This window comes from Sphingobium ummariense RL-3, from assembly GCF_000447205.1.
In the GTDB taxonomy this organism is placed as follows: domain Bacteria; phylum Pseudomonadota; class Alphaproteobacteria; order Sphingomonadales; family Sphingomonadaceae; genus Sphingobium; species Sphingobium ummariense.
The window spans coordinates 37,371-56,339 of sequence record NZ_AUWY01000100.1; the positions used below are offsets into that span (position 1 = coordinate 37,371).

General features: G+C 64.4%; 16 protein-coding genes, 1 tRNA gene and 1 pseudogene. 7 read left to right on the forward strand and 11 right to left on the reverse strand.

The genetic code is table 11. The features are described from left to right. Positions 1-88: 88 nt before the first annotated feature. On the reverse strand, positions 89-1,033 hold the full coding sequence (gene miaA / locus M529_RS38625) for a tRNA (adenosine(37)-N6)-dimethylallyltransferase MiaA (protein ID WP_021318628.1): 945 nt from the start codon (positions 1,031-1,033) through the stop codon (positions 89-91). On the opposite strand from miaA, the gene serB reads away from it, so the two are divergent. Next, positions 1,032-1,910 (forward strand): phosphoserine phosphatase SerB, encoded by an 879-nt coding sequence (gene serB, locus M529_RS38630; protein ID WP_021318629.1) that lies wholly within the window; start codon positions 1,032-1,034, stop codon positions 1,908-1,910. The genes miaA and serB overlap by 2 nt on opposite strands. A gap of 31 nt (positions 1,911-1,941) precedes the next feature. Here serB and M529_RS38635 read toward each other — a convergent pair whose 3' ends face one another. From M529_RS38635 to hslV, 3 genes are all read right to left on the reverse strand, one after another. Beyond that, the gene (locus M529_RS38635; protein ID WP_021318630.1) at positions 1,942-4,062 is read right to left on the reverse strand and encodes a S9 family peptidase; all 2,121 of its coding nucleotides are present in this window, start codon (positions 4,060-4,062) and stop codon (positions 1,942-1,944) included. Positions 4,063-4,185: 123 nt separating this feature from the next. After that, positions 4,186-5,487 carry an ATP-dependent protease ATPase subunit HslU gene (gene hslU, locus M529_RS38640; RefSeq protein WP_021318631.1) on the reverse strand — a complete coding sequence of 434 codons (1,302 nt, stop codon included), beginning with the start codon at positions 5,485-5,487 and terminating at the stop codon, positions 4,186-4,188. Positions 5,488-5,580: 93 nt separating this feature from the next. Next, entirely contained in the window at positions 5,581-6,147 is a 567-nt protein-coding gene (gene hslV / locus M529_RS38645) for an ATP-dependent protease subunit HslV (RefSeq protein WP_040600931.1), read from the reverse strand. Between the two features lie 174 nt (positions 6,148-6,321). Here hslV and M529_RS38650 point away from each other — a divergent pair, with 174 nt between their 5' ends. Further along, positions 6,322-6,510 carry a hypothetical protein gene (locus M529_RS38650; RefSeq protein ID WP_021318633.1) on the forward strand — a complete coding sequence of 63 codons (189 nt, stop codon included), beginning with the start codon at positions 6,322-6,324 and terminating at the stop codon, positions 6,508-6,510. Positions 6,511-6,527: 17 nt separating this feature from the next. Here M529_RS38650 and M529_RS38655 read toward each other — a convergent pair whose 3' ends face one another. Further along, positions 6,528-6,656, reverse strand: a complete 129-nt coding sequence (locus tag M529_RS38655) for an entericidin A/B family lipoprotein (protein ID WP_021318634.1) — start codon at positions 6,654-6,656, stop codon at positions 6,528-6,530. A 117-nt stretch (positions 6,657-6,773) separates the two neighbouring features. Here M529_RS38655 and M529_RS38660 point away from each other — a divergent pair. Beyond that, a tRNA-Val gene (locus M529_RS38660) sits at positions 6,774-6,848 on the forward strand. A gap of 119 nt (positions 6,849-6,967) precedes the next feature. Beyond that, positions 6,968-9,196 carry a S9 family peptidase gene (locus M529_RS38665; protein WP_408021291.1) on the forward strand — a complete coding sequence of 743 codons (2,229 nt, stop codon included), beginning with the start codon at positions 6,968-6,970 and terminating at the stop codon, positions 9,194-9,196. Position 9,197: 1 nt separating this feature from the next. On the opposite strand, the gene M529_RS38670 is transcribed toward M529_RS38665, so the two are convergent. From M529_RS38670 to M529_RS38680, 3 genes are all read right to left on the reverse strand, one after another. Next, positions 9,198-10,316, reverse strand: coding sequence for an aldose epimerase family protein (locus M529_RS38670; protein ID WP_236617694.1), 1,119 nt, complete (start codon positions 10,314-10,316; stop codon positions 9,198-9,200). Positions 10,317-10,386: 70 nt separating this feature from the next. Then, on the reverse strand, positions 10,387-13,209 hold the full coding sequence (locus M529_RS38675) for a TonB-dependent receptor domain-containing protein (protein WP_051184062.1): 2,823 nt from the start codon (positions 13,207-13,209) through the stop codon (positions 10,387-10,389). Positions 13,210-13,451: 242 nt separating this feature from the next. Then, positions 13,452-14,174, reverse strand: coding sequence for a class I SAM-dependent methyltransferase (locus M529_RS38680; protein WP_236617695.1), 723 nt, complete (start codon positions 14,172-14,174; stop codon positions 13,452-13,454). 166 nt (positions 14,175-14,340) lie between these two features. Between M529_RS38680 and M529_RS38685 the strand changes: the two genes are divergently transcribed. The 3 genes and pseudogenes from M529_RS38685 to M529_RS38695 all read left to right on the forward strand — a co-directional run. After that, a complete protein-coding gene (locus M529_RS38685) occupies positions 14,341-15,366 on the forward strand; it encodes an aspartate-semialdehyde dehydrogenase (protein ID WP_021318639.1) in 1,026 nt (341 codons plus the stop codon). A 9-nt stretch (positions 15,367-15,375) separates the two neighbouring features. Then, entirely contained in the window at positions 15,376-16,074 is a 699-nt protein-coding gene (locus M529_RS38690) for a DUF2238 domain-containing protein (RefSeq protein WP_021318640.1), read from the forward strand. A 76-nt stretch (positions 16,075-16,150) separates the two neighbouring features. Beyond that, positions 16,151-16,345: pseudogene (locus M529_RS38695) on the forward strand (Sir2 family NAD-dependent protein deacetylase); the annotation flags it as partial. A 326-nt stretch (positions 16,346-16,671) separates the two neighbouring features. Here M529_RS38695 and M529_RS47810 read toward each other — a convergent pair. The 3 genes from M529_RS47810 to M529_RS38710 form a co-directional block, all read right to left on the reverse strand. Continuing rightward, a complete protein-coding gene (locus M529_RS47810) occupies positions 16,672-18,222 on the reverse strand; it encodes a hypothetical protein (protein ID WP_152522613.1) in 1,551 nt (516 codons plus the stop codon). Positions 18,223-18,334: 112 nt separating this feature from the next. Next, the gene (locus tag M529_RS38705; protein WP_021318644.1) at positions 18,335-18,649 is read right to left on the reverse strand and encodes a phage tail assembly protein; all 315 of its coding nucleotides are present in this window, start codon (positions 18,647-18,649) and stop codon (positions 18,335-18,337) included. Further along, on the reverse strand, positions 18,646-18,939 hold the full coding sequence (locus tag M529_RS38710) for a hypothetical protein (protein WP_021318645.1): 294 nt from the start codon (positions 18,937-18,939) through the stop codon (positions 18,646-18,648). The genes M529_RS38705 and M529_RS38710 overlap by 4 nt, the downstream gene beginning before the upstream one ends. Positions 18,940-18,969: the final 30 nt, after the last annotated feature.

Sequence of the window (18,969 nt, forward strand, 5' to 3'; positions counted from 1 at the left end):
CTTTGCGTGCAGGGGGCGTGCTTTGCGCCAGCCGCCCGGCGATGGCAAGGCGCACGCCACTATTCGACATAAAATGACTAGTCAATAGCTACGATTGTAACTTTCTTATCAGATTGGTAGCAATGCTGTCATCAATATTTCTCGCCTCTCTGGGCCATGAGGCGGGGGGCTGGTGCGAAAACCAGGTATATTGGCGTTTGGCATATTGCCGCGTGGCGATCCGGCCTCGTTCCAGCATCATCTCGCGGTCGATTTCACCGGCCAGCCAGGCCGCGATTTCCGGCACGCCGATGGCCCGCATGACGGGAAGGTCGGGCGACAGGCGGCGGTCGAGCAGGGCCTCGACCTCCGCAATCGCACCGCCTTCGACCATCGCCTCGAAGCGCAGGTCGCACCGCCGCACCAGCCAGTCGCGCGCCGGCAGGAGGATGAGGGGGGAAAGGAGGATGCGGTCGCCGATGCCGCCGATCCTCTGCCGCTGCCATTCGGAAAGCGGCCTGCCGGTTGATCGGACCACCTCCAGCGCGCGGGCGACGCGCGTGCTGTCGGCCGGCGCGAGGCGACCCGCAGCCGGCGGATCCTCACGCGACAGGGCGGCATGCGCCTCCGCCACGGGCATGGCGCGCACCGCCGCGCGAATGTCCGGGTCGATGTCCGGCACGGGCGCGATGCCGTCGAGCAGGGTGCGCAGGTAAAGGCCCGTGCCGCCGACCAGCACCGGCAGGCGGCCTTCTCCATGGGCCTGGTCGATCTCCGCCCGGGCTTCGGTGGCCCAGCGGGCGGCGGTGCAGGCCTCCGCGCCGTCGATATGCCCGAACAGCCGGTGCGGCACCCCTGCCATCTCCGCCGCCGTCGGACGGGCGGAGAGGATGGCAAGGTCCGCATAGACCTGGCTCGCGTCGGCATTGATGACGGTGCCGTTCGCCGCCTGCGCCAGCGCGACGGCAAGCGCGCTCTTGCCGCTGGCGGTCGGCCCGGCAATAAGCGCCACGCGCGGGCGGGAATCGCCTGCTTCTTGTTCGGGAGTGTCCATGTTCGTCGCGACCTTAGTGGCAAGCGAAGCCCTGCGGCAGGGGGATATTGCGGAGGCCGCCGACCGGCTGAGAGATGCAGGCTGCGCGCCCGGCGGTACCGCGTGGCTGGACGAAGGCAAGGCGGCGGACATCCTCTTCGACAGCGACCCGGCCACCGCGCGCATCGCTTTGGCGGGTCTAGGGGAGGGTGTGGACGTGATCGTCCAGCCCGTCGCTACCCGCGAGAAGCGGCTGCTGATCGCCGACATGGATTCGACCATGATTACCGTCGAATGCATCGACGAGCTGGCCGATTATGCCGGGATCAAACCGCAGATCGCGGAGATCACCGAGCGGGCCATGCGGGGCGAACTGGACTTCGCAGGCGCGCTGCACGAGCGGGTCGCGCTGCTGAAGGGACTGCCGGACGCCAAGATCGACCTGTGCCGCGAGGAGCGGGTGCGGATCATGCCGGGCGCCAAGGCGCTGGTTCAGACGATGCGCGCGCGCAGCGCGGCGACGCTGCTGGTGTCGGGCGGATTCACCCGCTTTACCGGCCCTGTGGCGGAGGAGATCGGTTTCGAGCGGGCCGTCGCCAATGTGCTGGAGATCGCGGACGGCGCGCTGCTCGGCACCGTTACCGTGCCGATCGTCGATGCAGCCCGCAAGCGGGCCGAGCTGGAGGCCATGATCGCGGGCGGCGTGGACCGGGCGCTGACCCTGGCGGTCGGCGACGGCGCCAACGATATTCCCATGATCGAAGGCGCCGGGCTGGGGGTCGCTTATCACGCCAAGCCGAAGACACGGGCGGCCGCCGATGCGGAAATCATGCATGGCGACCTGTCGGTGCTGCTCTACGCGCAGGGGATTCCTTCCGCGCAATGGGTGATCGACTGAGAGATCGGGCGGCGTCCAGCGCCGCACCAACTTATTTCACGCCCAGTTGGTCGAGCGCGAAGGCCATATATTCCGCCTGGTCGCGATAGCGGCGGAAGCGGCCGGACTTGCCGCCATGGCCGGCCTCCATGTTGATGCGATAGACCAGCGGGTTGCTGTCGGTCTTGGTCGCGCGCAGCTTCGCCACCCATTTGGTCGGTTCATAATATTGCACCTGGCTGTCCCACAGGCCGGTGCCCACGAACAGGCTGGGATAATCCTTCGCCGTGACATTGTCGTAGGGCGAATAGGCCAGCATGATGTCGTACCACTGCTTCTGCTCGGGATTGCCCCATTCGTCATATTCGCCGGTGGTGAGCGGGATCGTGGGGTCGAGCATGGTCGTCACCACGTCGACGAAGGGCACCTGCGCGACGATCACCTTGTAGTCCTGCGGCGCCATGTTCGCGACCGCGCCCATCAGCAGGCCGCCGGCGCTGCCGCCCATGGCGGCGACGCGCCCTTTCCTTGTATAGCCCTGGTCGACCAGGAAGCGGGTGACGTCGATGAAGTCGGTGAAACTGTTCACCTTCTTGGCGAGATGGCCGTCATCATACCATTTGCGGCCCATTTCCTGCCCGCCGCGGATATGGGCGATGGCATAGACCATACCCCGGTCGAGCAGGCTAGGCCAGGCAGGGGCGAAATAGGGATCGGACGAATAGCCGTAGCTGCCATAGGCATATTGGAACAGTGGCGCCGTGCCGTCCTTCCTGAAACCCTTGGCGTAGATCAGCGACACGGGGATCTTCGTGCCGTCGCGCGCGGGCGCCCAGATTCGTTCGGTCACATATTTGTCGGGGTCGTAGCCGGTGACGGGCTGGACCTTCAGCACCTTGCGTTCGCCGGTCGCGGCGTTGACCTCATAGGTCGTTTCGGGGGTCCGCAATGAGTCATAGGTATAGCGGACCCAGGGCGTGCCGCTTTCCTTGTTGACGTCCAGCGTCATCGCATAGGCCGGCTCGTCCGCCTCGACGAAGCTGCTCTTGCCGCCCTTTGCGAGGAGGCGCAGCCGCTTGTTGCCGCCCGAGCGCTCCTCGATCGCGAGGAAACCGTCGAAGGGCTGGAAATTCTCGATGAACACATCCGCGCTGGTGGGCACGATGTCCTTCCATGCCGCCCGCCCCTTGGCGGCGTCGGCGTCCGATACGATCATCAGCCGGTAATTGGGTGCCTGCCAGTTGGTGCGGATCGTCCATTGCCCGCCGACATGGTCGCTGCTGTAGAGGAAGTCGCGCTCGCGGGGGGCAAGAACGGTGAAGCTCGTCGGCTTGGCCGCCGGGGCGCAGCGCTCCTCGTTGCTCACCGTCGACTGAAGGACGATGCAGATATACTGGCCCGAGGTGGTCTTCTTGAGGCTCATATAGAAGGTGTCGTCCTTCTCCTCATAGACCATCCTGTCGGCGGAAAGCGGCGTGCCCAACACATGCGCCTTGACCCGCTTGCCCAGCAGGGTCGTCGGATCCTTCTCGACATAGAAGATCGTCCGGCTGTCGTCGGCCCAGGCGAAGTCCGGCTCCGCATTGGGTATGGCGTCGGCCTTCAGCGCCCCGGTGGCGATGTCCTTGACGCGGATCGTGTACTGCCGCCGGCCGACGGTATCCTCTGCATAGGCGAGCAATGTGTCGTTGGGACTCACATCCTGCGCGCTGACCGCGAAGAAGCCCTTGCCCTCGGCCATTTTCGGTTCGTCGAGCAAGATCTGCTCGGGCGCGTCCATTGTTCCTTTGCGCCGGGCGACGATCGGATAGTCGGCGCCGGTCTCGAACCGGCTGTAATACCAATAACCCTTCTTGCGGTAGGGGACGGAGCTGTCGTCCTGCTTTATCCGCCCGACAATCTCATTGTAGAGCGCGTCCTGCAGCGGCTTGGTGGGCGCCAGCAGCGCGTCGGCATAGGCGTTCTCGGCGTTGAGATAGGCCAGCATCTCCGGATCCTTGCGCGTGTCGTCGCGCAGCCAGTAATAGGGATCCTGCCGCACCGCGCCGAAAGGGGCCTTCACCTCATGCGGCTTCTTCGCGGCGACCGGCGGCTGCGGAAGCTGCTGGGCCTGCGCTGCAATGCTCGCCCCGATGCTGAAGCCAGCGAGCAGCCATGCCGTTGTACGGATCATATTTTCTTGCCCTCCCGGTCGAATCGACATGGACGGCAGCTTGCACGGCTTGCGCCGCGAAGGGGAGAGGGGTTCGCCTGTCTTTCGTCATCCCCGCCCGCGCGGAGATGACGGCAAGGTCAGCTACAGCACGTATTTGCTGAGGTCGGTGTCGCGGGCGATGGCGTTGAGCTGCTTCTCGACATAGGCCTGGTTGATCACCAGCGTCTCGCCCTTGCGATCCTCCGCGTCGAAGCTGACGTCCTCCAGCAGCTTTTCCATCACCGTCTGGAGCCGGCGGGCGCCGATATTCTCGACCTCGCTGTTCACCTCTGCGGCAATGCGGGCGATGGCGCGGATGCCGTCGGGCGTCAGGTCGATGGTCACCTCCTCGGTCGCCAGCAGCGCGCGGTACTGCGCCACAAGGCTCGCCTTGGTGTCGGAGAGGATCGCGACGAAATCGTCTTCGGTCAGCGCCTTCAGCTCCACCCGGATCGGCAGGCGGCCCTGAAGCTCGGGCAGCAGGTCGCTGGGCTTGGCCACATGGAACGCGCCCGAGGCGATGAACAGGATATGGTCGGTCTTGAGCGGGCCATATTTGGTCGCGACCGTCGTCCCCTCGATCAGCGGCAGCAGGTCGCGTTGCACGCCCTCGCGGCTGACCGAGCCACCGCGCACGTCGCTGACGGCGATCTTGTCGACCTCGTCGAGGAAGACGATGCCGTTCTGCTCCGCGCTGGCGAGCGCCACACGGGCGACGTCGTCCTGATCCAGCCGCTTGTCCTGCTCTTCCTCGACCAGCTTGTCCCAGGCGTCGGCTACGCGCATCTTGCGGCGTTTCTTCTGCTGCTGGCCGAAGGCCTTCGACATCATGTCGGACAGGTTGATCATGCCGACCTGGCCGCCCATGCCGGGAATCTCCATCGGCATCGACGGGCTGTCGGCGACTTCCACCTCGACCTCGACCTCGTTCATCTGGTTGCCCTCGATCCGCTGGCGGAAGGACAGGCGAGTGGCTTCGCTCGCTTCCTTGCCGGTCAGGGCGTCGAGCAGGCGGGCCATGGCTGCCTCCGACGCGGCTTCGCGCACGGCTTCGCGGCGGCGGTCGCGTTCCAGGCGCACGGCTTCCTCGACCAGGTCGCGGGCGATCTGCTCGACGTCGCGGCCGACATAGCCGACCTCGGTGAACTTGGTCGCTTCGACCTTGACGAAGGGGGCATCGGCCAGCTTTGCCAGGCGGCGGCTGATCTCCGTCTTGCCGCAGCCCGTGGGGCCGATCATCAGGATGTTCTTCGGCGTGATCTCGTCCCGCAGTTCGGCGGGCACATGCTGGCGGCGCCAGCGGTTACGCAGCGCCACGGCGACGGCGCGCTTGGCGTCCTTCTGTCCGATGATGTGCGCGTCCAGCGCGGTGACGATGGCTTTGGGGGTCAGGGTGTCGTTCATAAAGTTCCGAAAATCCGTTCGCCCTGAGCTTGTCGAAGGGCTATTCTTCTTGAAGAAAGTGCCGGGCTTCGACAGGCTCAGCCCGAACGGGAGTTAAGCCGCAGACTCCAGCGTTTCGATGGTCAGCTGGTCGTTGGTATAGACGCAGATCTCGGCGGCGACGGCCATCGCCTTGCGGGCGAGCGCCTCCGGATCTTCCTCATAATCCACCAGCGCGCGCGCGGCGGCGAGGGCGTAGTTGCCGCCCGAGCCAATCGCGGCGACGCCGTTCAGCGGCTCCAGCACGTCGCCGTTGCCGGTCAGGATCAGCGTCACGTCGCGGTCCGCGACGATCATCATCGCTTCCAGGTTGCGGAGATATTTGTCAGTGCGCCAGTCCTTCGCCAGTTCCACGGCGGAGCGCATCAGCTGGCCGTTATGCCGTTCCAGCTTCGCCTCCAGCCGTTCGAACAGGGTGAAGGCATCGGCGGTCGCCCCGGCGAAACCGCCGATGACGGAGCCGTCGTGCAGGCGGCGTACCTTGCGGGCGTTGGGTTTCATCACCGTCTGGCCCATGGACACCTGGCCGTCGCCCGCGACGACGACCTTCCCGTTCTTCCTGACTGACATGATGGTGGTGCCATGCCAGACCGGCATGGCGCTGCTGCGTGGGTCGTTCATGTCGCGGCATATGGGATCGTCCGGGGCAGCGCGCAAGCATGGGGCCGCGTTGCGCCGGATCGTGTCCTTTGGGCGACTATTCCCCTCCAATCAGTCAGGGAACAAGCATGGATCAATTGACATTGTGCATTGCAGCATCAATCATCGGTGACCATTCGGAAAGGCAGGACTCGCATGTCTCTCAAGGCCAGGGCCCAGGAAAAGGTCGAGCGGGCGGGCATTTCCAACTATTCCTTCGATCGCGAAGACCTGATCATGTGCGGCATCCGCTACGCGATCGAGGCGTGCGATTGCGGCGAACCCGATTGCGACGGCGTGCGGCTGCGCAAGAATATCGGCGGCGTAGCCCGCAGCCTGCAATGATCCGCCGTCGCTGATCTTTAGTGCATCGCATCCTTGCCAGCGCGGCCGACGGATTCGATGTCTCGGCCGACGCCCTGCACCGTATTGCAGGCGGCAAGGGCGGTCAGGAGCGTAGCGGTAATGAGGGTGACGAAGACTTTGCGCATTGACGGGCTCCATATAACGGATTGGCTATAGCGAGCGGACGCGCGATCGGTAAGAGCGATTCAGCAGGCTTGACAGTCCGCCCGGCCGATGCCAATGGCCGCATCCTTCCTTTCAGGGGGCGCGTAGCTCAGCGGTAGAGCACACCCTTCACACGGGTGGGGTCACAGGTTCAATCCCTGTCGCGCCCACCACGGCCTGCCGGGCTGTGGTTGGACAGATTATTTCCCCACATTGATCTTTTCGCATGCGGCGCGCTAAGCGATTGCGCATGATCCGGTGTCCGCCTGCCTGCGGCGCCGACCCCGAAAGGATGTCGATGCCTGTTGCTCTGAAATATGGCGTGGCGCTCTGCGCGTTGTTGGTGCTGCCTGCTCTTCCGGCCCATGCGCAGGAGAGGCTGACGCTGGAGCGGGTGTTCGCCAGTCCCGACCTTGCCGGACCGCAGCCGCGCGCGCTCAAGCTGTCGCCCGACGGCAAGCTGGTGACGCTGCTCAAGCCCCGGCCGGACGAGAAGGAGCGGCTCGACCTCTGGGCGATCGACACCGCGACGGGGCAGGAGCGGATGCTGGTCGACTCGCGCAAGACCGGCAGCGGCGCGGCGCTTTCCGAAGCCGAGAAGATGCAGCGCGAACGCGATCGTAGCGTCGCGGGGAGCACCGGCATCGTCAGCTATGACTGGTCGCCGGATGGGAAGACCATTCTGGTGCCGGTGGACGGCGACCTCTATCTCGCGAGCCTGGACGGGACGGTGAAGCGGCTGACCGACACGCCCGACGGAGAGCTGAACGGCGTGGTCAGTCCGAAGGGCGGCTTCGTCTCCTATGTTCGTGGCGGAAACCTGTTCGTCCAGCCGATCGGCGGCAGTGAGCAGCAGGTGACGCAGGGGGGCGGCGAGACGGTGAGCTGGGGCGTTGCCGAGTTCGTCGCCCAGGAGGAGATGGACCGGCGTACCGGCTATTGGTGGTCGCCCGACGACGCTCGCATCGCTGTCGCCCGCGTGGACGAGAGCCCGGTCGGCATCGTCACCCGCACTGCGATCGGCGGAGAGGGCACCAAGGTCTACCAGCAGCGCTATCCTGCCGCCGGTACGCCCAACGCCATCGTCGACCTCTATGTCATGAAACCGGATGGGTCGGGGCAGGTGAAGGTTGACCTCGGCACCGACAAGGACATTTATCTGGCGCGGGTGGACTGGTCGAAGGACGGGCGGACGCTCTACGTCCAGCGCGAAAGCCGCGACCAGAAGACGCTCGACCTGCTCACGGTCGATCCGGCGACGGGCAAGGCGCAGGTGGTGCTGACGGAGAAGGCGAAGAGCTGGATCAATCTCTCCGACAATTTCCATCCACTCAAGGACGGCAGTTTCCTCTGGTGGTCGGAGCGCAGCGGGCACGGCCATCTCTATCGGGTGAAGGATGGCCGCTGGACGACGCTCACCAGCGGCGACTGGGAAGTGAAAGCGGTCGTTGGCGTCGATGAGGGCAGGGGCCTCGTCTATTTCACGGGCAATAGCGAAACCCCGCTGGAGCAGCAGCTCTATGCCGCACCGTTGGCGAAGGCCGGATCGCTGCGCCAGCTTACGCGCAGCGGCTGGTGGAACGATGCGGTGATGGACGGCGCCGCGTCGCGCGTGGTGGTCACTCGGCAGAATACGGATCAGCCCAAGCAGCTCTATCTTGCCGACCGGGACGGAAAGCAGCTGCAATGGCTGTCGGAGAACGCGATCCGCGGCGACCATCCCTATGCGCCCTATTGGGGAAGCCATGCGAAGACCCGCTTCGGTACGATCAAGGCGGCCGACGGATCGACGCTCTATACCAAGATCATGACCCCGCCGCTGGAAGCCGGGAAGCGCTATCCCGTGTTCATGATCCATTATGGCGGCCCGGGCGCCGGGCGGCAGGTGACGAACACATGGGGTGGCGCGCTGAACCAGTATTTGGTGAGCCGTGGCTGGATCGTCTTTTCGGTCGACAATCGCGGCACGCCTGACCGTGGCAAGGCGTTCGAGGACCAGATCTACCGCGCGATGGGATCGGTGGAGGTCGAAGACCAGTTGAAGGGCGTCGAATGGCTGAAGGCGCAGCCCTTCGTCGATCCAAAGCGGATCGCGACCTATGGCTGGTCCTATGGCGGCTACATGTCGCTGAAACTGCTGGAGAAGGCGCCGGGCGTGTTCTCGGCCGCCGTGGCCGGCGCGCCGGTGACGAAATGGGACCTCTACGACACGCATTATACCGAGCGCTATCTGGGCCAGCCGCAGGACAAGCCGAGCGCCTATCCGTCATCCGGCGCGATCGAGGAGGCGACGGCCATCCGCGACCCGCTGCTGCTGATCCACGGCATGTCGGACGACAATGTCGTGTTCGACAACAGCACGGCGCTGATGGCGACGCTTCAGGGCGCGGCTGTGCCCTTCGACCTGATGGTCTATCCGGGGCAGACTCACCGGGTGGGCGGGCCGAAGATCAGCGTCCATCTGTGGCGGACGATCGAGGCGTTCCTGGCGCAGCACGGGGGCGTGCCCGCCGGGAAATGATCTATCCCCCGCCGGTGCCGAAGGCGAAGATCGTGCGGCTGTGGAAGGTTTTCCCCGGCATCAATGTGGTCCGGGGGAAATGTGGCCAGTTCGGCGCGTCGGGGAAATGCTGGGTTTCCAGCGCCACCCCGGCACGCAGCGGATAGGGCGCGCCGCCCTTCATTGGCCGCTGCGTGTTGATGAAATTGGCGGTGTAGAGCATCAGCCCGGGCTCGCTCGTCAGCACCTGCAGCGTCCGGCCCGTCTTGGGATCGGTCAGCAGGGCCGCAGGCGCGACTTCGCCGGGAATGGTCGAGCGCTTGAGCACATAGTTCACGTTGAAGCCACGGTTCGCGACCATCTGCGGATCGGGCGCATTGAGGTCGCGCCCGATGGGTTTGCCCTGGCTGAAGTCGAACGGCGTCCCACGCACGGCCCGGATCTCTCCCGTCGGCGTGTTGTCCGGCAGCGCGTCGGTGTAGAAATCGGCGTCCAGCTTCAGGATGTGATCCAATATGTCTCCCTTGCCGGCACCGGCGAGGTTGAAATAGCTGTGCTGCGTCAGGTTGATGACCGTGGGCTTCGTCGTCGTCGCCTCATAGTCGATGATCAGCCGGTTATCGTTGGTCCAGCTATAAGTCACGCTGACCTGCATTTTCCCTGGAAAGCCCTGGTCGCCGTCCGGACTGGTGAGGGAGAAGCGGACCCCTTCGCCCTCCTTGGTCCGCACGGCCTTTCCGGTCCACAAGCGCGTGCCGAACCCCTGTGGCCCGCCGTGCATGGACGTGGCGGATCGGCCTTGCGTCACCAGCTTGTATTCGGTCTGGCCTAGCGTGAACTTGCCCCCGGCGATCCGCCCGGCATAGCGCCCGATGGCGAGGCCGAACTGGGGCGAATTGTTGGTGAGATAATCGACCGGGTGGTCATAGCCCAGCGCGACATCCGCCAGCACGCCCTTGCGATCCGGCACCTTGATCTCGGTGATCGCGGCGCCGACCTCCATGACGGTCACGCTCGCCCCTGAAGCATTCGTCATCCTGAAACGGTGCACCGGCCGACCGTCCGGCAGGGTCTCCCAGAGGCCCGAGCTGGTCTTGCAGTCGGCCGGTGTTCCCGCTGCCAGCAGGAGCAAGGCGGTCACGACAGAGGGGGCGAATGCTCCGCCTCGCACCGGGTTGCTGGCGAGCGGGAAAGGTCGGAACATCATTGGCTTACAGCCTGAACCGGACGCCGGCCGTGAAGTAGCGGCCGATCGGGTCGTCGCCGTTCGTCACGGGGACAAAGAAGCCGGGCACGGTGCTGGGCGCGCCGGTGTTCACGAACGGGTAGGGATCGCGGTCGAAGAGATTCTGGATCGTGAGGAAGAACTGGGCCGACCGGTCGCCGGGCGTCTTGAGGCGATAGGCCAGCGTCAGGTCGGTATAGGTCCGGGCGCCGACGCGCGGAGCGTCGAAGATCTGGGTCGGGTCCGAGCTGCGACGGGTGGAGCTATGCCAGCGCTGCTGCACATCGACCGAGATCGCGTCGATGTCATAGTGCACGAAGCCGGTGAAGCGATAGGCCGGCAGGCCGGCCGCGCCGGCGCGGTTGAGCGGGGTCGAGCCCTGGAAGTTCACCGCGATCAGCTCGGGCTGATAGGCGAACAGGCCGCGCAGGTTGAGATTTCCGCCCCATAGCGACGTGTTGTAGTTCATTTCCGCGTCGATGCCGTGGGTATCGAGCGTAGCGACGTTGAGCGCGCGGGAATAGGCGCGGGTCGGGAAGTTCGCCGGCGAACGGTCGCTGAACGGCAGCGGACGCTCGAACAGGTCGCACAGCGGCGAGGCGCCGTTGCTGTCCTCGCACTCGCGCTGCACCGAGCTGTTGCTGGCGGAGACGTTGCCGATCGCATTCTTCATGCTGATCTCATAATAATCGACCGCGACGCTGAAGCCCGGCAGCCAGCTCGGCCGATACACCGCGCCGATGGTCAGCGTCTGGGCGACCTCCGGCTTCAGGTCCGGGTTGCCGGAGCTCTGGACCGGCACCGTCGCGGTGATGCCGGTGTGCAGGTCGTTGAAGCCCGACGGATTGACGTTCACCGGCGCATACAGGTCGTTGAGGTTGGGGGCGCGGATGTCGCGCGACCGGGTGCCGCGCAGGCGGAGGTCGTCGGTCAGGTGCCAGTCGATGCCGACCTTCCAGGTCTTCACGCTGCCGCTGGTGTTGTAATGGGTGTAACGGCCGGCCGCGTTGACATTGAAGGAACGGGCGATCGTGGAATCCTTGAGCAGCGGGATATCGAGTTCGATAGCGGCTTCGCTGACCTTCTGCTGCTTGTCGCGCATGTCGCCGACGACGTTGGACGCATAGAGCGGCGTCGTCGAACGGCAGTTGAAGCGCAGGCCGGTGCAGTCCACGCGCTCCGTCGGCTGCGCGTCGCTGACGAGGTCCATCGTCAGGCGCCGATATTCGCCGCTCAACGCGACCTTGACCGGCCCGGCCCAGGTGTCGAAGACCGATCCGGAGATGCTGCCGGCCAGATCGTCCATCTTGTTATGCAGACGGAAATAGGTGTCGAGCAGGATATAATTCTGCGCCGCCTGGCTGATCGCGCGCTCGCCGAACGGGTTGATGGGGACGCAGCCGGGGTAGAGGCCGGGGTTGGTGAGCGTCACGTTGCAGACGATCTCGCCATTGGGCGCCCGCACGGCGTCCAGGCCCGCGAACAGCTTGGCAAAGCTCATATTGTTGACGGTCGCGACCCGCTGGCGGGCCTCGCTGTGCGAATAGGCGATGTCCCAGTTGAAGTCGCCGAAGCGGCCTTCCAATCCTGCGATCGCAAAATAGCTTTTGATCCATGCGGTCGGCGTCAGGCGGGGCGCTTCCGTCATCTGCTTGGCGTAGGTGAAAGTCGGCTGGTTCGCGGCCAGCATGGCGGCCTGATATTCGGGCGCCAGGAACGCGTTGTTGGCCGAGAATGTCAGGTTGTTGATGACATTCTCTTCCTTGGAGAACTGGTTGAAGGACTTGGTAGCCGTTCCCTGGACGTAGAAGTGGATGGCGTCGGTGACGTCATAGTCGAAACGGGCGAAGGCCTGGCTCGACCGCAGGCTGGCCTGCAGCGTCGAGTTGTAGAAGGTGCCGTCGCCGCCGCTTTCCACGCCGGACGATCCGGTCGGGGTGCCGTGGACGAAGGGACGCAGCGTGTTGTTTGGCCCGCCGAAGACGCGGTCGGCGAACACGCCCGTCTTGATGATGCCGAAGCGGCTGAAGTTGGTGAGGCGGGTGTTGGTGACCACGCGATAGGGATTGGCGGCGGTGCCGGCGCCCTGCGTGGAATAGACCGCGCGCCCGTAGGCGCGGCCCAGCTTGTTGTCGATGCCCTCCGAATCATAATGTTCCAGGCTCATTTCGAAATGGCCGCGGCCGTCGAACAGCGGGATGCCGAAGGCGCCGCCGATCCGCATCGAGGCATTGTCGCTGCGGCTGGACTGACCGCCCTGGATGTTGAACTTGATCCCGTTGAAGGCGCGATCGACGATGAAGTTGACCACCCCGGTGATCGCGTCGGAACCATAGACCGCCGAGGCGCCGCCTGTCACCACGTCGACACGCTGAAGCAGCAGCTGCGGAATGGTGTTGGTGTCGACCAGATTGTCGGTGGTCGTCGGCGGGAAGCGGTGGCCATCGAACAGGATCAGCGACCGGCCCGCGCCGACATTGCGGAGATTGAGATAGTTGCCCGAAAAGTTGCGCTCCGCCGCGCCGAAGGTCGACTGGTTGTTCGATCCGGAGAAGACCGGCAGCTTGTTGAGCGCATCGGGCACGTTGGACGGCGTAACCTGCTGGATCTGCTCGGTGGAAACGACGGTGACAGGGGATGGCGAGTTGTTGCCGTTGGTAATGATGCGCGACCCCGTCACGACGATGTCGGGCGTGCTCACTGGCCGTTCGGAAGCGCTTTCTTCCTGAGGCAGGGAGGTTGCCGCTGCATCGGCCTGCTGGTCGCTCGCCTCTGCGGCAAATGCAGGCAAGGCTGGAAACAAGGCCATGCATGCGACAGACATGCAAAGTGAGCCGCGTAAAGTACGACGTGCCATAACCCCCTCCTTTTAAGAGCCATTATTTGATGGCTTCAGGAGTTACGATGGACGTCCTTCCGTTTTCCGTGAGCCTGCATCGCCTTTTTGCGAAAAAACTTCCGATCAACTATATGATAGCGATAACAAGACTTGATGCCTGTCGCGGTCGAGCGGGGCATTGCGGCGTCGGACGGGATATGGGGACCCTTATGCTAGCGCCAGGCGTGGACGATCGCGCGGCGATAGCGGTCCTTGCGCCGGAACGGCATGGCGAGGCGACGCCACCCCAGATTGTCGAGCGACGCGGGCTTCACGGCGAAGCGGGTGAAGCCGAAGCGCCGGCACATTTCCCGCAGGGCGAGGATGTTGGGGGCCCAGTAGTTGGTGGAATCCCGATCGAGCTCCAGTTCCGTGAAGAGACGCATTGCCGGCTGCTGCTCGTGCCGCAGCGCGGTCACCGTCTCGATCACCAGATGGTCGTGGGACATGGCCGCGGCGGCCTGCAGCGTGCGATAGGGATCGGTCACATGATAAAGCACGCCCAGCAGCAGCACCGTGTCGAAGGTGCCCAGTTCCTCGGGCCGGTGCGCCTCCACGTCGAGATCGAGCGCGCGCACCTTTGACCCGAAGCGCGCATGGGCGTGGTCGAAGCCCCGCTTGTCGCCCCATCCTTCACCCGACCAGCAGAAATGATCGGTCGCCAGCACCTCCGCCGCGCCGCGCCTTTCCGCCTCGAAGGAAAAGAAGCCGTCCCACGCGCCGATGTCGAGCACGCGCCGGCCCTCCATCGGCTGGTCGAAAATCTGGTCCGCTTCCGCCATCAGGCCCTCGAAAGGCTTGATGCCGGTCACCTGCGTTCCGTCGGGAAAGCGGAAGGAATGGAACCAGTGATCGGGCAGGGGTGGGAGTGTCGGTAGAGGACTCAAGATGGTCACGGCTTTCGCAGGAAGGGAGTCGATCGTCGACCGCTGGCAGAACAGGTGAAAGAGGACCCGCTATCCGCTGGCTTTCCAGCATCATAGGCCTTCTTTCTGGACAAACGCCCCAGTATAGCTATGGCGCCTGCTCCGCAATATCTGCAGTCGAGTGGAGTCTCTCATCATGGGTTACAAGGTCGTCGTCGTTGGTGCCACCGGGAATGTGGGCCGCGAAATGCTGACCATTCTCGCCGAGCGCGAGTTCCCGATCGACGAGATCGCCGCCGTCGCCTCTTCCCGATCGACGGGCACGGAGGTCGACTTCGGTGACACCGGCAAGACGCTCAAATGCCGCAACATCGAGCATTTCGATTTCGCCGGCTGGGACATCGCCCTGTTCGCGGCCGGTTCCGGCCCGGCCAAGGACTATGCGCCCAAGGCCGCGGCTGCGGGCTGCGTCGTGATCGACAATTCGTCGCTCTATCGCATGGACCCGGACGTGCCGCTGGTCGTGCCCGAGGTGAACCCGGAGGCGATCGACGGCTATACGAAGAAGAACATTATCGCGAATCCGAACTGCTCGACCGCGCAGATGGTGGTGGCGCTCAAGCCCCTGCACGACGCCGCGACCATCAAGCGCGTTGTCGTCGCCACCTACCAGTCGGTGTCCGGCGCGGGCAAGGTCGGCATGGATGAACTGTTCGAGCAGTCGCGCAACATCTTCGTCGGCGATCCGGCGGAGCCCAAGAAGTTCACGAAGCAGATCGCCTTCAACGTGATCCCGCATATCGACGTCTTCCTGGACGACGGTTCCACCAAGGAAGAGTGGAAGATGGTCGTCGAAACCAAGAAGATCCTCGACCCCAAGATCAAGGTGACGGCGACCTGCGTTCGCGTGCCCGTATTCGTCGGGCATAGCGAGGCGATCAACCTGGAGTTCGAGGACGAGATCAGCGCGGCCAAGGCCCAGTCGATTCTGCGCGAGGCGCCCGGCGTGATGCTCGTCGACAAGCGCGAGGACGGCGGCTACGTCACGCCGATCGAATGCGTGGGCGACTATGCCACCTTTGTCAGCCGCGTGCGCGAGGATTCCACCGTCGACAATGGCCTTTCGCTCTGGTGCGTCAGCGACAATCTGCGCAAGGGCGCGGCACTCAACGCGGTACAGATCGCCGAACTGCTCGGCCGCCGGCACCTCAAGAAGGGCTGAGGCAGTCTGATGATCCCCGGCGCTGTGGTCTGGAACGGTCTTCCAGCCTCGCAGCGCCGGATGATCATGCTTCTGGGCGCGGCGATCGTCGCGGCGAATATCGCTCAGCCCTATCCCGATCTCGCACCGCTCCAGCACGGACCGACCGTGCTCCTCCTCCTCGTCGCGCCATGGCTGCTTCGTCGTTGGCCGCTGTCGACCCGAGCCGTCGTATCCCTCTGGCTGTTCCTGCTGCTTCACACGCTCGCCGCGCGCTATATCTACAGCTATGTGCCCTATGATGAATGGGCGCGGCTGGTGTTCGGGCGCGATGTGTCCGGTATTTTCGGATGGAAGCGGAACGGATTCGACCGGCTGGTTCATTTTGCCTTCGGCGCGCTGCTGACCCTGCCGGTGGCCGAGGCGGCGCGGCGTTTCGGGCGCTTGCGGCGGGGCTGGAGCCTGGCCTTCGCCTTCGCGGCCATAGGGCTGGGCAGCGCGGTTTATGAGATCTTCGAATGGCTGCTGACCATTGTCGCCGCAGGCGAGACGGCCGACTATTATAACGGGCAGCAGGGGGATGTGTGGGATCCGCAGAAGGACATGGCGGCGGCGCAGATCGGCAGCCTGATCGCGCTGGCGGTGGCGGCGACCGGCCAGTGGTCCCAGCGGGCTCGGATGGATATCCTATCAGTAGTGCCGCGCAAGCCGGAGAAAGAAAGGCCGTGACCGGCATGCCAAGAGCGGGTGCAATCTGTTGGAATCAGCCTCCGTGTCAGGCTTTTGATGGGAGTCCACAGCGGTAATGCCTCATGTTCAAAACATCGTAATCCTTACGGGCGCGGGCATTTCCGCGGAAAGCGGGCTCGCGACCTTCCGTGGTCCTGATGGGTTGTGGGAAGGGCACCGTGTCGAGGATGTCTGTACACCGGAGGCGCTGGAGCGCGACGCGGCGCTGGTGCACCGCTTCTATGACGAGCGGCGCGCGAAGCTTGCTGAGTGAAGCGCGACAAAAGCTTTTAGAGCGTGGGACAAGAGTTTTTGTAGCACCGCGCTAGGGGAAGCGCCCCCGCGCCGGAAGCTCCGTTGTGACAGACTTTTCAAAGAGCCGTAAGAGGCCTCTCAGGCGCCTTTTAGCCAGAGGCAGGAGCCGTTGGTCTGGGACGGCGGGAGGCGCGACGATAAAACGCCCCCCGCCGTTTGCGGCGCATGATCAGCTACGCACGCAACATGGGGAGATGCATTCCCATGCCCAAAGCGAAAGCGAGGAGGCCCGTACCGGCCCGTAAGAGGTGGCTAAGGCGCGGATGCTGCACGGCGGGGTCATCATGCGAAAGCCCCCATGGCGCGGCCGGTGTTGACGTCTACGTCCATACCCGTAGCAACCACCTTCTGCGTCTTCACGGAAACGCCCCGATCGGCGCTCACATGAAGCGCGACCTGCGCCTTTTGCGGTTGTGGAGCTACAGCCGCTCCCTTGCGGGATGGTGCCCGAGTTGCGCGCGTGTGGGGCCTCGCCTCCATCGAGTCGAAGAACGGGACGCCGTTCGATGAATTGCGCGCGGGTCGCCGATCCATAGTGTCGAAGAACGGCACACCGTTTGAAGGCTTCGGCTTTGCCTGCCGGGTCGCCCGGTCGCGCGCCTGCTGATACCCATGCAAGGCGTCTAGGCCGTTGCGAAGCGCGCGAAGCTGCGGCGGTAGCAAGGGCGTGATGTCGATCGCTCCGGCCTTTTGCTTGAGATAGACGGCCGCATTGGCGATGTCGCGGATGCCGTTGGCAACAGTGCGGAAATCCCTTCCATATTGCTCCCACGGCTGATCCCCGATCACCTTCACCACGGACGTAAGCGCCTGGCTTGTGCTCTTCGCCCAGCTGTCCGCCGATCCATTGGCCTCGGCGTTTTCGAAAGCGGCGCCGGCCCGATCAAGCTGGCGCTTCACCTCGTCTCCGAAGCCGTTTTTCCACACCTTGACCGCCTGCTGTGACATTCGGTCGGTCAGGTTATTCCACTTGCCCAGCGTGGTCTTGGACAGAAGGTCGCCGCCTCCGCCGAACTTCTCCGCAAGGATTTGAAGCGTGGCGCGCTCGACCTCGTTGCCCGCCTTGTTGACGATCTTTACCATGTCTTTTCCAAGGCGATCGACATAGCGCAGCGTTACCTTGCCGTCCTTCTGGCTTGGCGTGATGCCGAACTCGCGCATGCGCTCATATTGCTCGGTCTTGGCGTCTGCGAGCATGCCGATCGCATCGTCATAGGTCTTGTTGAGGGCGGCAGCGGCATCCCCGAGAGTCGCCAGCGAGCCGTTCATGGGATTGATGCCGGCGTTCCTCGCGTTGATGAACGCCTGCGTCACCTGGGCAAGGTCATAGGGCGTGTTGGCCGCGAACTTGGTGATCCAGTCCAAGTCCTTCTTGGCGGCGGCGGCGTTCCGGCCTTCCAGCCCGAACAGCTGCGTCTCGAAATTCTCTGACTGGATACCGGCGCTCATGATCTTGTACAGGCCACCGACTGCCGCCGCGCCGCCGATGGTGCCGGCAGTCAGCACGCCGCTGCGAAGCGCGCCACCGAGCAGGCCGCCCGCCTTGAACGCCAGCTTGCCCATTGTCGCGTCGGAAATCTCCATCCGACGTTCCAGGGCGAGCAGAGCGGCGCCGGCCCGTCGCGCGCCGGCCGCGACGCGCTGGCCCATGGTTTCGCCCGCTCTTCCCAGCCCGCGCGCCGATCGCTCGGAGCGCTCCATATGGCGTCCCATGGCGCCGATCGCCGCGCCGGTCGATTGGCTCGACCGCCCCGCTGCGGCAACGTCGCTACGGAACTTGTCGAGCGGCCGGCCAGTGCGGTTCACCGCTTCTAGGATGAGGCTAAGTTTCACTCTTTCATTTCCTTGGCGATGCGTTCCGCCTGGTCCAGCCAAAGCTCCAGCATTCTATCGTCCAGGGACAGCGCGTCGCGCAGCGCCATGCCGTGTCCCAGCACGAGGCTGCCTAGGAGATCGCGCCAGTTGCTGTACCAGGCTGCAAGAAATGACCGAATATCTGGTCAATGCGCTCGCAATCGGCCGCGTCGATCTTGAGCAGCACGACGCGCGGCTCGCCGGTCATGTCGGCGAGGATTCGCGCGACCTTCTCGGAATAGACGATCGGCTCGTCAAGGATGAGCCGATCGGCCAGGGTGAGGCGGCGCAGCTGGAGCGTTTCGAGTAGCTTTTCCTCCTCGCCCACCCGGTATTTCACGGGGTAGAGGAGGGTGTAGCGGTTGCTGCCGTCTAGGAACGGCGGCCGGTCTTTCGGGTCGCTCATATTGCGGTTTCCTTTGCTTGGACCGGCTCATTGCCCGGCCCTGCCTCGACCTCGCGAAACGCCGCTGCAAGGCCCCCACGAAGGTCGTAGGTGCGCAGGATGTCCTGCGGCACCTTCTTGCCGTCTCCGTCGCGCATGGAATGGTGGCAGGCCTTCACGAGCGTTTCGTCAGGCGGCGGCGCACCATCGGCAAGCGGGCTGAAATCGACCTTGTCGATGGTCCAGGGCCGGAGAGAACCGTTCACCCGCCGCGTGCTGGAGAGGGGAACGACATAGTGAAGCGTCAGCATGATCGGGGCCTTGTGGTTCGAAGGGGGTAT